We start from the raw sequence: 15,084 nt of genomic DNA, 5'->3' as shown, positions 1-15,084 counted from the left end.
GAGTGATCGGAGGGAGGGAACCATGGCACAACAAGCTTTAGGAATGATAGAAACCATCGGTTTTACCACAGCGGTTTCCGCAGCGGATGCGGCATTAAAGGCAGCCAATGTAACTTTATCGGGGTGGGAGCAAGTCATTGGAGCAGGCGGCTCGCTGGGGGTAACCATCCATCTGCAGGGAGATGTGGCGGCAGTCACCTCTGCGGTGCAAGCGGGACGCGAAGAGGCTGCGCGCGTAGGGAATGTAATGGCATCCCATGTGATCCCACGAGCGCACCATGAAGTCAATCGCAAGATCTTTCCTCAGTTTGAAGGGGTTCAGCCAGAGAAGAATGAGGTGGCACCCAATGGAACTGTTGAAAAGACAACGATGGACAACAGTCAAGTAAAGGGGAAGAAAAGGGGAGCTCCTTCCTCTCAGGGGGATACAAAAGGAGATAGCGAGGAATCGGATAAGCCGTAATTCCTTCGGAAAACAATGGCAGTACCCACTTAAAAGGAGGAATTGATATGGGAGAAGCATTGGGGTTGATTGAGACCAAGGGGTTGGTTGGTGCGGTAGAAGCGGCGGATGCGATGGTGAAAGCGGCCAATGTAGAGATCTGTGGGTACGAAAAAATTGGTTTTGGTTTAGTGACGGTCATGGTACGCGGGGATGTGGGTGCAGTCAAAGCGGCGACGGATGCAGGAGCGAGTGCGGCGAGTCGTGTTGGGGAATTGATTTCGGTTCATGTTATCCCCCGCCCTCATCAAGAAGTGGAACGCGCGCTCCTCTCCAAAGGGAATGAATAAGACAAGCGATGACCCGTATATGGGGTGATTCCAGTGACATGGAGCGTGTTCTGATTCACATTCTCGGTCGTTATCAGAATAAATTGCCGCCAAGTCCAACAGGAGTGGTCATCCTTCTTACTCCTGCTGGAGCGGGAGGGGACGGGGCTTCATCCCTTTTTCAAGTTCTCCTTGAGAGGGGGATTGTTCCAGAGGTATGGAGTCAAGGGACCTATTCCCCGATTGTTCCCTGGTCCGTGCGTCAACTAAAGGGAAATGGAGAAGAGTGGCTTGATCAAATGAAACAACGAACAAGGGTGCTTCTTCTCCCTACTCCCTCTCTCTCCTTTCTCGCTCGCTTAACGGAATGGGAGGATGAGGATCCCTTTCAGGCATTGACGCTTCATTGCCTGTTGCATGGGAAAAGGGTGGGGGTTCCAATGAGGATTTTTGACCCTGCTGGTTGGAAGAGGGTACATCAAACTGGGACACGCAATCCGCCTCCCCTGTCATTGCAGCGTAAATTGCAGCGACTCCTCGCGGAGATCCAAGCGCTCGGGGTTAATTTCTTAGCAAAAGAAACGATCGTTTCTTGGTTGATGATGGAGAGCTGCGAGCAGCGTGAGCTCGTGACGGCAGAAGATGTGGAAGGGGCTGCAAGTCATGGTGATCAAGTCATCGTGGTTTCGCGCGAGGCGCTGATCACCCCCCTTGCATCCGATACAGCAAAAGAACGAGGGATACGGATCAAGAAGCAATAGGAAGAGGGGAAGAGAATGCAACTGGGCCGTGTGATCGGAGTGGCGGTTGCTACACGAAAAGATGAAAAACTGATCGGAAGCAAATTGTTAATTACCCAACCCATCTCGCCAGAGGGCGAGGATCGTGGCACGCCTTTGATCACGGTGGATACCGTGGGGGCTGGTGTTGGCGAACAGGTTATTTTTGTGACAGGCAGTGTAGCAGCAAGGGCGCTACCTCAAGAGAATGCGCCTGTCGATGCAGCAATTGTTGGGATCATTGATACGATTCAATGTCAAACGAGAAAGGAGTGAAGCATCTGTGGATACCCACCGGATTAAAGAAGCCATTCATTGGCGGCGGCTAATTGACACATTGCTGGATCCTGCACACTATGCAGATCTCGTGCTTAAAGGGGGCTATGTGATCAATGTGATCACGCGAGAGATCTATGTTGCGGATGTAGCGATCAAGGGTGAGAAAATCTTACTTGTGGGAGAAGGCTCGGAGTTGACTGGCCCATCTACGCAAGTGGTGGATGTGACAGGGAAATTTGTATCCCCGGGTTTTATCGACGCTCATATGCATTTTGAAAGTGCTATGCTAACGTTAACTGAATTTTCGCGCTTATCGATCCCGACGGGGACGACTACCTTGGTGGCGGATCCACATGAAATCGGAAATGTGTTGGGTGTGCCAGGAATGAAGGCGATGATCGAGGAGGCGAAAACCCTCCCCCAGCGTGTGAAATTTACGATTCCGTGTCGCACACCGGATGCTCCAGGTTTGGAGACGGCTGGGGTGGATATTTCCGCTAAGGATATGACGGAGTTGATGGCGGATCCTTTCGTACAGGGAATTGGAGAAATCCAAGGGTTTAGTAATGTTCATCCGGTTTATCAGCATGCGGATCACATTTTGGATGATCAAATTGCGTCGGTGGCCTATGCTCATCATCTGGGCAAGACCGTGGAGGGGAATGCCCCTGCTCTGTTTGGGAAGGAGTTGGCTGCGCATATCATTAGTGGTGGCACGCATGTCTCTTGTCATGAGACCACAACCAAGGAAGAGATGGTGGAAAAACTTCGCTATGGGGTGACGGTGTTCATGCGGGAAGGTTCTTCCCAGCGCAATATGGCTGAGTGTATCCGAGCCATTACCGAAGAGGGAATGGACTCCCGCCGGGCGGTATTGGTTTCCGATGATATGGTGCCCGAAGATCTCCTTCAGAACGGCCATATGGATGATATTCTTCGGCGAACGATTGCCTGTGGTGTTGATCCGGTGGAGGCCATTCAAATGGTGACGATCAATCCAGCGACACACTTTGGTTTTAGCGATGTGGGTGTTTTGGCTCCGGGTAAACGAGCGGATGTTGTGGTGTTGTCTGAGCTGGAAAACATGACTGCCGAATCGGTTTATCTAGGAGGAAAAAAAGTCGCTGAACATGGGAATCTCACCATGAAGCTTCCTCCTTACACGTATCCGGATACCGTGAAAGGGTCCATGAAACGAATGAAGGTGACGGCAAGGGAGCTTCAGATAACGGTGAGCGATCGCGCACAGGCGCGTGTACGAGGGATCAAAGTGATCCCCGATCAGAATCTGACAGGAGCGGAGGAGTTTGAGCTGTCTGTAAAGGAGGGAGTCATTCAACCTTGTCTGCAAAGAGACGTCCTACCCATCCTGGTGCTAGAGCGTCATGGACGAGGTGGTGGCATCGGAAAGACCTTTGTGACAGGGATGACCCTCAAGCGTGGTGCGATTGCTGAAAGCGTCGCCCATGATACGCACAATGTGATCGTTACAGGAACCAATTACGAGGATATGGCCATGGCGGCAAATCGCGTGATTGCCATGGGGGGCGGAATTGCAATGATCGCAGAAGGAAAGGTAGTGGGCGATCTTCCCTTGCCAGTAGGAGGATTGATGACAGACCAGCTGTCGGGTAAAGAGTTAGCGGATGCGGTAACGAAGCTCCATCACCTGGCTAGGGAAGAACTCGGATGTACGCTACATGTTCCCTTCATGCATTTATCCTTTCTCTCGCTGGTAACCAGCCCTACATGGAAAATTACGGATATCGGGTTAGTTGAAGTGGATGAATTTAAAATTCTACCCACTGTGATTCAAGAGGGGAGGTGAGGAAATGGGCTTTCATTTAATCGATTTAAGCCAAGAGATTTACCAAGGGATGCCGGTATTTCCTTTGCATCAGAAAACCATGATTTTCCCCAATATCACCCATAAAGAGAGTGAAAAGGAGATCGGCTTTCCCTTTGCTACCAATAACCTATTAATCAATGAACATGGTCCCACCCATAGCGATGCGATCTATGAGTATGATCCTACGGGGCCGACCATTGACGAAATGCCCCTTCATTATTTTTATGGACCCGCCCTTTGCCTCGATGTATCCAGTGTGTCACCGGATCAATTTATTCAACCCGATGATTTGGAGACAGCGCTGGCTCGCTCAGGACAACGAATCGAGCCCGGGGATATTCTCCTCCTCTATACCGGTCACTATGAACGCGCCTACGGCACTAAGGAGTGGCTTACCCGTTATACGGGTCTCAACCTTGCAGCAGCAGAGTGGCTTGCGAAACGCGGGGTGGTCAATATTGGAATCGACGCACCAGCCATTGATAAACCGGATGATTCCCAGTTTTCCGGTCATTGTATCTGCCGAAAATATCGCCTGACCAATACGGAAAATCTTTGTAACCTCGATCAAGTAGCAGGCAAGCGCTTCGTATACTTTGGGCTGCCGCTTAAAATTCGACGAGGAACGGGATCGCCCGTGCGAGCAGTAGCAGTCTTTGTCGATTAGGAGGGATTTGGTGAATGCGCCTGTGATCAAACAAGCGATCTGGATCCCTCCCTATGAAGGGCGGGCGACTCTGGTGAACAAAGGGGAATCCCTGTGTATTATCGATGTGGAGGGGAAGCAGGTTGGTGATTTTATCTGCTTTAACCAAAAGGAACCGTCGGAGTATGTCTCCCCGGTTCATATGCGGGCATCCCTTTCCAGTATTCGGTTGTGTGAGGGGGATGGCTTATATAGTAACCGCCGTCGTCCCTTGATGCGATTGATGAAGGATACGGTGGGTCGGCATGATTTTTTCTTTCCAGCTTGTGATGAGGAGCGCTATCGGGTCGACTTTGGAGTGGAAAACCATCCGAACTGTCATGATAATTTGACGAATGCCCTTGCTATGGTTGGCATCTACCCGGATCATTTACCGGATCCGATTAATTGGTTTATGAACAATGAATTGGATGAACATGGGGACTATGTGATCAAAGAACCCCGCTCTCGTCCAGGGGACTATGTCCAGTTGGAGGCCCTCGTGGATGTTGTTGTCGCTGTAGCAACCTGTTCGCAAGATCTAGCCCCTGTTAATGGATGGAAGGTTACCCCCCTTAAGCTTCAACGGATGTTCAAGGAGAGGGAATTTCATGGGTAGATGGATACCTGATGACGCCGTGTCCTTCTTGCAAGCTTTAATCCAAATCGACAGTACCAACCCACCGGGCAATGAAGCGCAAGTTGCAGAAAGGATTGCATCCCGCCTTGAACAGACAGGAATTCAAATCCAGCGAATACCCTTAGCAAAGGGGCGGGAGAATTTGGTCGCGCGATGGGGAAGGGGCAAACGAAAACTTCTTTTTTGTGGTCACATGGATACCGTGACCCTTGGCGATCGAGAAGGGTGGAGTGTCCCTCCTTTTGCAGGGAAGATGATCGAGAATCGTCTCTATGGTCGCGGCGCATCCGATATGAAAAGTGGCTTAGCAGCGATGGTACTGGCATTAGAATCCCTGGCGGATCGCGGTGCGGAACCACAGGGAGAGATTCTTTTGCTAGCCACAGCAGGGGAAGAAGTCGATAGTTGTGGGGCTCGCTGCTATGTCCAGCATGGGGGGATGGAAGGGGTCGATGGGATGGTAATCGGTGAACCCACTGGGGAAAAAATAGCGATCGGGCATAAAGGAGCTCTCTGGTTAGAGGTGAGTACGCGAGGACGCACCGCTCACGGATCGATGCCAGAGCAGGGGGTCAACGCTATAACACATCTTCTATATCTCGCACAGATACTAGAAAAGATGGGACTGAGGTGGCGATATGAGGATGAAATCCTTGGAGAAGAAAGTATGGCACTTACCCAGATTCATGGCGGTGTGCAAACCAATGTGATTCCTGATCGGGCCATCCTCACAGTAGATATTCGCACGGTACCCCCGCGTGAACATGCAAAACTTGTGCGTGAAGTCGAGGAGCGACTCGGCAAAGCAAGACATGCATTCCCAACCCTCGACTTTACCGTACGAACCCTTCTTAACCGACCCGCGATGATCACTCCCCCTGAGGATCCTCTCATCCAACTGGCACTGGAGTTGAAGGGTGAAGATGAAGGCAAGGTTTTCGGTGTTCCCTATTACACCGATGGATCGGTACTCAACGCTGATCGTCATATCCCCACCCTGATCTATGGACCAGGAGAGATTGCCTTAGCGCACCAGCCTGATGAATGGGTGGATATCGAGGCGTATCAACGTGCGATTACCTTTTATCAGGAGTTAGCCCTCCGGTTTTTTCAAAACAAGTAACAGGCAATACTGAAACCCATTCATCGAATGAATGAATCAAATAAAGAGGAGGCTATGGTGATGCGACGATTGATTCGGAATGCGGAGATCGTAACCATGAATAAAGAGGAGGAGGTCTTTGTTGGAGATCTGCTGATCGAAGATGGGCGCATCGCAGAAATCGCCCCCCGTATTGATACACATGCAGATCAGGTAATGGATGCAACAGGAAAAACCATGATCCCAGGTTTTGTACAGACCCACATTCACCTTTGTCAAACCTTGTTTCGTGGTCAAGCCGATGATCTAGAGTTGCTGGATTGGCTACGAAAACGGGTCCTTCCGTTAGAGGCGGCCCATGATGAAGATTCCCTTTATTACTCGGCAATGCTGGGGATTGGTGAACTCATTGCAGGGGGGACAACCTCGATTGTGGATATGGAGACGGTTCATCATACGGAGGCGGCCTTTCGTGCAATGGCGGAAAGTGGAATCCGCGCCCTTTCTGGGAAAGTGATGATGGATCATGGGGAAGGGGTCCCTCCTGCTCTAATGGAAGATACGGCGACTTCGATCCAAAAGAGCGTCCAGTTGCTTGAAAAGTGGCATAACTATGACAACGGCCGCCTTCGCTACGCCTTTTGCCCACGCTTTGTGGTTTCATGCACAGAAGAATTATTGATTCAGGTAAGGGATCTTGCGGAGAAATATGATGTGATGATTCATACCCATGCTTCTGAAAATAAAGGGGAGATCGAGCTTGTCGAAAAAGAGCGTGGCATGCGCAATGTACTCTATTTGGACAAGATTGGGCTAGCGAGTCCACGCTTAATCTTAGCCCATTGTGTCTGGCTTAACGATGCAGAGCGTCAGGTCATTCGTGAGCGGGGTGTAAAGGTTAGCCATTGCCCTGGTTCCAATCTCAAATTAGCCTCAGGTTATGCCGAAATCCCGCAACTACACGCCTGTGATGCCAAAGTCAGTCTGGGTGCGGATGGTGCCGCCTGCAACAATAACCTCGATATGTTTCAAGAAATGCGCTTGGCAGCCCTGATCCAAAAACCCCTTCATGGTCCGACGAGTATGCCTGCCCGTGAGGTCTTCCGAATGGCGACCCTTGGCGGTGCTGAAGCGATGGGCATGGCGGATGAAATTGGGAGTTTGGAGGTAGGGAAGAAGGCGGATCTGGCGATCCTAAATTTAAATAGCTTTCACAGCTCCCCCTACGTAGGAGTTGATCCCATCTCCCGCCTGGTCTATTCGGCAAAATCCTCGGATGTAGAAACAACGATCATAGATGGCAAAGTCGTCATGGATAAGAAGGTGATGAAGACGATGGATAAAGATAAGGTGATTCGAGAAAGTAACCGCGCCATCCGTCGTCTCTTGGATCGGACAGCCAAGGAAGACGCTTTAGGCACCCATGCTTAAAGGAGGTGTGCTCCTCGAGTGAAAAAGAGAGGACGTAAGTCTTACTCATTGGATAATTGTTGGAGAAAAAAAGATGGGTGCAGGACTTCCCTTGAACATGGATTGGGAAGGCTAGCACGCATCTTTTTGGTGTGGGTTGTAGGATCCATGAGGAGTTAAATTGAATGTATTTAGGGGTGATCGATTGATGTTAGTTTCATTCGTACAATGGCAATATATTTATGATTGTGACCGTGGCGCTTCTTGAGTGGTTAAATAAGGGTCGGAAAGGAGTTAAAATGAAAATAAGAAACTCTGCAAAAGCGATTTTGATTCATGAAAATAAACTACTTGTAATTAAACACAAAGATCAAGATGGCATATTCTATCTCCTACCAGGCGATGGACAAATACCTGGAGAAACATTACCTGGAACAGTTAAGCGTGGGTTTGCGGGGGAATTTTGTTAGATTTACAAAATAATATTGGAGGAATATAAATGAAAAATATATTATTAAGAAAATCATTAGCGTTAATGGGTTTATTATTAATATTATTATTGCTAATTAACATTATCCCTACGGAATTTAATTTCGATGATAAGATTAATATTTTTTTAATGTATTTATTTTATTTGGGTCCTGTATTAATTATTTTTGTCCTTCCAGTTTCCGTTCTTTCTGATTTTATATCAAAAAAATATCAATATCGATGGTTAATTTCGTTTTTTATTCATATGACTTTCTCGTTTATTCCGTTTTTAATTATCCCTCTTTTTAGTACTATTGATAATAAGTTGGTTAATTCATTTGTATTTATTCTATATTATACACTAAATATTACTTTTTTATTATATTGGTTAATGGATGAGTTATTTTTAAGATTATGGAGCAGGCGTGTTAATTAGGCAGTATTCCTAAGAGGTAATGTACTAAAAATAGGTAAAAAATAAGGAATTTTAAAATTAAAAATTAAAATAAAAGAATAAAATATTTAAAATAATCTAAAAAATTTATTATATTTATAAATATCTAATTGTATATTTGCTTTATTTTACATGGGTTTTATTAACATATATTCTGTGCTTAAATGAAAAGTTAACTTTTGGTACAAGGTTGGTTCTAATATAAAAACGAAAAGCCTACTTAGTAAGTAGGCTTTTCGTTTTTATCGGTATGTTTCACTGTAAATTATATCCTATCCACTTTAAGAATCCCTTTTCCCTTATCTCTTACAACAGCGTAGTGGTTAAACGATGGATAAACTAATTCCAGCAATGACGAATGCCAATCCAATACAAAGATAAATGACCGAACGATTGGCATCTTTTTGTTTCTCCTGCTGAGGTTTCATTCGTTCAATTTCAGCATCCATATAATCACCGTCGCGATTGCCCATTGCCGCCTTCGCTGCAAACAACATAATCGCTCCTAAACCCAACAGGACTAGGCTAATTGTATCCATCTGTACACCTCCAGATGGATAATGGTTAAATCCTTTATCAGGTTTCATGCATCAAACAAATTCAATTGTATTAATTATCTATATTATATAGTATAAGGTAATTGTGATGTGTAGTATTTTAATTTTGAAGTGACTTCATGTTGGTGCTAAAAGTGTTTGTCCGATCCCCACTTCGATGATTAATAGCAATAAAGTACCTAAGCCAATAAGGAATAGGGTTCGTAAGATTCTATTCTCTTGGTTAGGAATTTTCCCGATGGATGTAGCCAGGACAACTCTGGAGGGACTGGCCATGGTTAAATGCGATGAACTGGTATTTTGTGCGTAGGCAATCAGGTCGGGATTCATGGGGAGATGATGTGCCGTTTTTAATTGTAATTGCATAAACATCGCATTCGAGCCCGTATTACTTCCAGTAAGAAACCCTCCCAATCCTCCAATTAAGGGTGAAAAATATAGGAAAGCGAATCCGAAAAATTGGGCAGCGGAAGAGGAGAGAACATGAGTCATTCCGGATTGATCCATAAGATGAGCCATTGCCACAAACCCCAGTGTTGATAAGAGAACGGGAATAATCTGCATAATTGTCCTTTTAAGGGATTGAATGATCATCAGTAGCGAAAGACGATAGTTCACGAGGGTATAAAGACAAACCAACAATAGACAGAACCCAGGGGAGTAAAGGAGGGGGAGTTTAAAGTCATATTGGGGCCAATGCCATACAACTATGCTTTTTAGGTGAGTTTCTAATACTGGCAATGTTCGAGTGATAAAAAGCAGTAGAATCAATAAAAAATAGGGGCTCATGGTGCGGAAAATTGAGGGGGTGGCATGGGGGGCTCCCGCTAATTTGGGTTTTCTTTCAGTGATTCGAATGAGGAACATTTCGGTCGATAATGCAATAATGGCTCCGAAAACACCTGCCAGCTCGACGCTGATATAGCGACTAAAAAACCAAATGGCAAGGGATAAGGAAATGGTAACGAATAAAACTTCTAACAGGTGTTTGCGTAAGGCGTTAAACCCGCCACTGATGTAGGTCATTACAATTGAAAAATATAAAAATGTGGGGATGGAGAGAATGGCACTACCTACCCCCAATTCATGTAAAGGAAGACCGGATAAATTTGCCCCAATCACAGTTCCTGTAGCTAAAGCCCCCCAAGGAACAGCGGTTAAGCTTAATAATGAGATCACGATGGCTTTGGTTCGATTAAAACCTAACGTTATCAAAATTGGAGCAATGACAATGATGGCTAAACCAAATCCACCGGCGGATTCAACCAGGGGTGAAAATGCAACGGCTAAAAGAAGAACTTGTCTCGTGGGATTATTGGTGGTTTGCGATACAAAAGATGCGATCCCTTGTATCGCGCCAGCTTCATTCATTAAATGAAATAGCAGAATACCGAAGAACAAGATATAGGCGACCATCGAAGTGGTTAGTGCACTTTTGAGAATTGCGCCCAAAATATCCGGTGTCACCAAGGAGAAGGAATTGGACACCATTCCAATTAGCGATGCGATCATACATGCGAGAATACCGGCCTCGATCGACGATCGTTTAAAAAGGAATATCCACACAAACACGATAAGAATGGGAACCATTGCAAGCGAAAAAACCATATGGTGTTCCTCCTCTCATAATGTATACTATAGTATACATTTGTTCGGTATTATACACAATGATAAAAGGGTATATTAATGTATATAGGTCGCAATTATATATACTATAGTATACAGGAGGCGGAAAAATGAATGTAGGTCTCAGGTTAAAACAGTATCGTCTAAAAAAAGGGTACTCCCTGCAAGATCTCTCAGACCGCTCAGGGGTAAGTCGATCAATGCTTTCCAAAATCGAAAGGGGTGAAAAAAACCCTACAATAAATTTACTTTGTGAAATCGTTGAAGCGTTACAAATTACTGTATCGCAAGTGATCGAAGAACCAACAAGAAAAAAGGAAATCATTGTAACGAAGAAAGATAAACGCCCGATATTATATGATGAACAATCTGGGCTTGAGCGGCGCTTACTTTCTCCTACACTGCCTTCTAGGGGTGTGGAGTTTGTGCTCAATATTCTTCCCGTTGGTTGTTCCACAGGAACGTTTCCTGCTCATCAACGGAATGTGCATGAACACATTTATGTCGAGGTAGGAACGTTGAAAGTGAGACTTGATGAGTCTACTTTTATTTTAGAAAGTGGAGATTCCTTGTTTTACGAAGCGAATGGTACCCATGAGTTTATCAATATGGGGGAGGAAGCGTGTCGTTATTTTCTTGTGATCGATTCTTCGAGCTTACGCAATTCGTAGCTAAGATTTATGCAGAAAATCATTGGATCATTGAATGATGAAAGCTCAACCTGATCTTATTGGTTCTTAAATGGTTTCAACGAACTCTTCATCGGATATCAAGGGTAAGTGAAAGAAGTGACCTCTCGAATAATGGTGAATAAATCAAAGAACGTCGCCAGAGTGATACACTCTGGCGACGTTCTTTGATCCTACGAGGATAAAGCCTTATCCATGATAAGCAAAGTTGACGAGAAATGCCGCTGAAATGAGAATCATGGACCAGTGCATTTCTTTTCTTCGTCCAGTCAGCAACTTAAGCACCGTGAAAGAGATAAAACCAAAGGCTAATCCTTCTGCAATACTAAAGGTGAGGGGGGTCATGACCATCGTTAAGAAAGCTGGTACGGTTTCCGTCACATCATCCATCGGAATTTCTTTCACTTCTTGCAACATCATGGCTCCCACTAAGACTAAGATCGGAGCGGTCGCCATTGCAGGGATGAGGGAAACGAGTGGAATGAAAAAGAGACAAAGGAGGAAAAGTAGGCCGGTTACCAGTGCCGTAAGTCCTGTGCGTCCCCCTTCAGAGATCCCGGTGGCATTTTCAACGTATGCGTTGAGTGCGGTAGCTCCTAAGGCAGCACTTGCCATGGTGCCCACTGCATCAGCCTGCAATGCACGGTTCAGGTTTGGGATGGTACCGTCTTTCTTCATTAAACCCGCTCGTTTCGATAATCCCATCAGGGTAGCCATGTTATCAAAGAGCTCAACGATGGTGAAGGAAAAGATGATGGGTACGATCCCATAGGCCAATGCTCCTTTAATATCCATCGCCATCCATGTCGGAGCGATATCAGGAAGTGAGAAGGAGAAAATATCGCCTACGCCTTGTGGCGATTTTGTAATCCCGAATGCCATCGCCCCGATGGTTAAGGCAAGAATACTCAGAAGAAGTGCTCCTTTGATGCGGCGTGCTGAAAGGTACGCCGCAAGGAGAATGCCGCCAGCAGCCAGTGCGGTGCTCGGTTGGGTGATGGAACCGAGGGAGACAAAAGTTGCCTCATTAGCGACGACGATCCCAGCGTTCTTCAGCCCGATAAAGGCGATAAAGAGACCGATACCTACGGTGATGGCGGAACGAAGTGTGCGCGGGACCGCTTCAAAGAGGGCACGTCGCAGTCCTGTAAGGGTAAGTAATAAAAAGACAACCCCCGAGATAAATACGGCTCCCAATGCGGTTTGCCAGGAGAGTCCTTGACCAAGGACGACGGTGTACGTGAAAAAAGAGATCAGTCCCATTCCAGGAGCCAACGCGACGGGAAAATTGGCCCAGAGCGCAAAGGCTAGGGTGCAAAATACACTTGAGAAAATAGTGGCGGCGGTTGCTGCTTCCCGTGGGATGCCTGCTTCCGAGAGGATGATCGGGCAAACAATAATGATGTAACTCATGGTTAAAAAAGTCGTAAGACCTGCAAGGAGTTCGGTGCGAAGGTTGGTCCTGCGTTCACGCAGTTTAAACAGACGATTGAGCCATCCAGAGGAAGGGAATGAACGGTTATCGGGATGGACGTCAGATTGTGTCTCTATCATTGGCTTACCCGTTGACATATGAAATCCTCCCCTATTGTGTTGATGCATATAAAAAACCGCGGTACATAGGAGGAACCCTCCCATTATATCCGCGGCTTCGTCGGACTCCGTCCAGCGGCGTCCAAGCTGCCTGCAGTCGGCAACGAGGGGTAGGAAGCAATTAGGAGCAACCTTCCCCGTACTCGGTGTCATTCTATTGCACAACAGAATAATGCTTTGAAAACCATTTGTCAAGGGTGAAGTGGGTGAGTGAGGATATCCAGCCTTAAATCCTATTCAATAAAATACTTTAGAGGGTTCTATTGGGGGCTCGATAAAACGACGTTTTCTAACACCCTTTTATAATATAATAATTCAGTGATTTCTCTTTTATATACCTTGCTTGTGCTATTCTTTTGAATCGTATTCATTGCAAAATCGATATAGACTAAACTACGTGCGATGGCTTTTGAACGTACATTCGCTTGCTGTAATAAACCTCGATTATAGGCTTCACTTACCATATGTCCTAAGTCAACAGCGCCATAGATAATCATTTTTAAATCTTTGGATTGTTGTCCTTCATGAGAGCGATAATAACTTAAAGGTTCAGCGATGTATACGAGTTTTCCTTTTTCTAACAGACTCATCCATGTAGCCATATCCACATTGCATCCATAGGGTCGATTTGCATAGACACCAAAGGGATCTTTTAAGTCTTCTTTTTTAAATAACACGGTGGTGGGTTCGCCAATGCAATTACCGATCTTTAACATAAAATCAGCAAATTGCGCGCCTTCAACAATGGAATCATATTCGTATAATTTTGTGAAAGAGGGGTCATTATTGGGAATGACTTCTCCTTCGATATTGACGGTGAGGCGGTGAGAAGTAACAAGTGTAATCGTTTGATGTTGATAATGAGTGAAATAGCGCATCATTTTTTCAATTTTCTGGGGATGAAATAAATCATCATCCATTAAATAATTGATATATTCCCCAGTGGATAACTCGAGCAACTTTAGGTCGTTTAGAAATTGCCCCAGATTAACCCCATTCTTAAAGTAACGTATATGGCTATATTTTTTTAAATATGGCTGGACCACATCGTGGGTGTCGTAGTTGGTACTGTCATCACAGATGATAATTTCGATAGGATCATAAGTTTGCTGCAAGGCACTTTCAAGCGCTTTTTTAAAAAGAAGTGGTTTATTAAAAGCCGGTATTAATATGCTGACCTTTGGATTTGTCATACTGCTACCCCAATCCCTTCTTAATCAATAAATATAACACTCTATACTTTGAAGATGTCTTTTCTATTTAATGTTTTCTATGGATGGACCCCGACACGATAGTATATGTTTAATAGAAATTATTGTGAGGAAATTAGGCCTTTATTTAAATAGGATAATAGGTGTGACGACAACGGCTTGGGGAAAGAGGTTGATGGATGTTTTTAATTCAATACCATGGGTCCAAAGCGAGGGGCGAAGAGGGTAAAAAAAAGAGAGGAAAAGAAATGAAGGGGGTGAGACGAGTGCCTATCATACGAACCGAAGTGAATATCCATGCCCCCATCCATGTTTGCTTTGACGTAGCAAGGGATATCAATATCCATATGAAATCAACGGCGACGACAAAGGAAAAGGCAATTGCAGGGAGAACATCGGGTCACATTCAATTGGGTGAAAGTGTTACATGGGAAGCGGTGCATCTGGGGATTACATTCCGTTTAACATCAAAGGTTACCCAACTGATCTACCCAACCTACTTTGTCGATGAAATGACGAAAGGGCCATTTAAAAGGTTCAAGCATGAACACTTCTTTATAAAAATCGACTCGGGTACAAAGCTGATCGATGTATTCGACTATTCCTCTCCATTTGGGGTTCTTGGGAAGTTCGTTGACGGGGTGATGTTAGCAAAATATATGAGGGAGTTCTTATTAATGAGAGGTAAATATATGAAAAAATATGCTGAACAACTGACTAGTGATCAAGGGGATTCCTAGTTGGTTATTCGGTACAACTAAATCGATTCAGGGTGTAGTGAAGGCTGAATAATTGAAGTTCTCCCTGCGATATACCTATGGTTCAATTATCGATGAACGAACAGTTAAAGAAGGCATGATGTTGCCTTCTTTTTCTCCTAGGTGAGGCTCTTGAAAGAAACTTTAGGAAGAATGAGAAAAGAAGGATCTACTCCCGATATTGTTGAAAGAAGGATAAAAAAACAAACA

General features: G+C 45.4%; 15 protein-coding genes. 11 read left to right on the top strand and 4 right to left on the bottom strand.

Going from position 1 to position 15,084, the window contains the following annotated elements:
- Positions 1–22: 22 nt before the first annotated feature.
- The 9 genes from CHX35_RS18040 to CHX35_RS11155 are packed head-to-tail and all read left to right on the top strand — an operon-like array spanning position 23 to position 7,536.
- On the top strand, positions 23–463 hold the full coding sequence (locus CHX35_RS18040; RefSeq protein WP_091837510.1) for a BMC domain-containing protein: 441 nt from the start codon (positions 23–25) through the stop codon (positions 461–463).
- 47 nt (positions 464–510) lie between these two features.
- Entirely contained in the window at positions 511–792 is a 282-nt protein-coding gene (locus CHX35_RS11190) for a BMC domain-containing protein (RefSeq protein WP_091837509.1), read from the top strand.
- Between the two features lie 38 nt (positions 793–830).
- Complete coding sequence (locus tag CHX35_RS11185) at positions 831–1,532, top strand: hypothetical protein (RefSeq protein ID WP_091837507.1); 702 nt, start codon at positions 831–833, stop codon at positions 1,530–1,532.
- 15 nt (positions 1,533–1,547) lie between these two features.
- Entirely contained in the window at positions 1,548–1,826 is a 279-nt protein-coding gene (locus CHX35_RS11180) for a EutN/CcmL family microcompartment protein (protein WP_091837505.1), read from the top strand.
- A 7-nt stretch (positions 1,827–1,833) separates the two neighbouring features.
- Positions 1,834–3,657, top strand: a complete 1,824-nt coding sequence (locus CHX35_RS11175) for an adenine deaminase (RefSeq protein ID WP_091837503.1) — start codon at positions 1,834–1,836, stop codon at positions 3,655–3,657.
- A 4-nt stretch (positions 3,658–3,661) separates the two neighbouring features.
- Positions 3,662–4,345, top strand: a complete 684-nt coding sequence (locus tag CHX35_RS11170) for a cyclase family protein (protein ID WP_091837502.1) — start codon at positions 3,662–3,664, stop codon at positions 4,343–4,345.
- Between the two features lie 10 nt (positions 4,346–4,355).
- Positions 4,356–4,982, top strand: a complete 627-nt coding sequence (locus CHX35_RS11165) for a DUF1989 domain-containing protein (protein ID WP_091837500.1) — start codon at positions 4,356–4,358, stop codon at positions 4,980–4,982.
- Entirely contained in the window at positions 4,975–6,126 is a 1,152-nt protein-coding gene (locus CHX35_RS11160; RefSeq protein WP_245838768.1) for a M20 family metallopeptidase, read from the top strand. Before CHX35_RS11165 ends, CHX35_RS11160 begins: the two co-directional genes overlap by 8 nt.
- A gap of 60 nt (positions 6,127–6,186) precedes the next feature.
- Positions 6,187–7,536 (top strand): 5'-deoxyadenosine deaminase, encoded by a 1,350-nt coding sequence (locus CHX35_RS11155; protein WP_425435349.1) that lies wholly within the window; start codon positions 6,187–6,189, stop codon positions 7,534–7,536.
- Between the two features lie 1,227 nt (positions 7,537–8,763).
- Here CHX35_RS11155 and CHX35_RS11145 read toward each other — a convergent pair.
- Positions 8,764–8,979 (bottom strand): hypothetical protein, encoded by a 216-nt coding sequence (locus CHX35_RS11145; protein ID WP_091837495.1) that lies wholly within the window; start codon positions 8,977–8,979, stop codon positions 8,764–8,766.
- Positions 8,980–9,114: 135 nt separating this feature from the next.
- The gene (locus tag CHX35_RS11140) at positions 9,115–10,605 is read right to left on the bottom strand and encodes an L-lactate permease (RefSeq protein ID WP_091837493.1); all 1,491 of its coding nucleotides are present in this window, start codon (positions 10,603–10,605) and stop codon (positions 9,115–9,117) included.
- A gap of 128 nt (positions 10,606–10,733) precedes the next feature.
- Here CHX35_RS11140 and CHX35_RS11135 point away from each other — a divergent pair, with 128 nt between their 5' ends.
- A complete protein-coding gene (locus tag CHX35_RS11135) occupies positions 10,734–11,294 on the top strand; it encodes a helix-turn-helix domain-containing protein (protein ID WP_091837492.1) in 561 nt (186 codons plus the stop codon).
- A 207-nt stretch (positions 11,295–11,501) separates the two neighbouring features.
- On the opposite strand, the gene CHX35_RS11130 is transcribed toward CHX35_RS11135, so the two are convergent.
- Positions 11,502–12,866: an NCS2 family permease gene (locus CHX35_RS11130; RefSeq protein ID WP_245838779.1), complete on the bottom strand. Its 1,365-nt coding sequence runs from the start codon at positions 12,864–12,866 to the stop codon at positions 11,502–11,504.
- Between the two features lie 299 nt (positions 12,867–13,165).
- A complete protein-coding gene (locus CHX35_RS11125; RefSeq protein ID WP_091837489.1) occupies positions 13,166–14,098 on the bottom strand; it encodes a glycosyltransferase family 2 protein in 933 nt (310 codons plus the stop codon).
- 284 nt (positions 14,099–14,382) lie between these two features.
- Here CHX35_RS11125 and CHX35_RS11120 point away from each other — a divergent pair, with 284 nt between their 5' ends.
- Complete coding sequence (locus tag CHX35_RS11120; RefSeq protein ID WP_091837731.1) at positions 14,383–14,856, top strand: SRPBCC family protein; 474 nt, start codon at positions 14,383–14,385, stop codon at positions 14,854–14,856.
- Positions 14,857–15,084: the final 228 nt, after the last annotated feature.

It is taken from the genome of Marininema halotolerans (genome assembly GCF_900116235.1).
Taxonomy (GTDB): Bacteria; Bacillota; Bacilli; order Thermoactinomycetales; family DSM-45169; genus Marininema; species Marininema halotolerans.
This window is presented reverse-complemented; position numbering and strand designations above follow the sequence as displayed.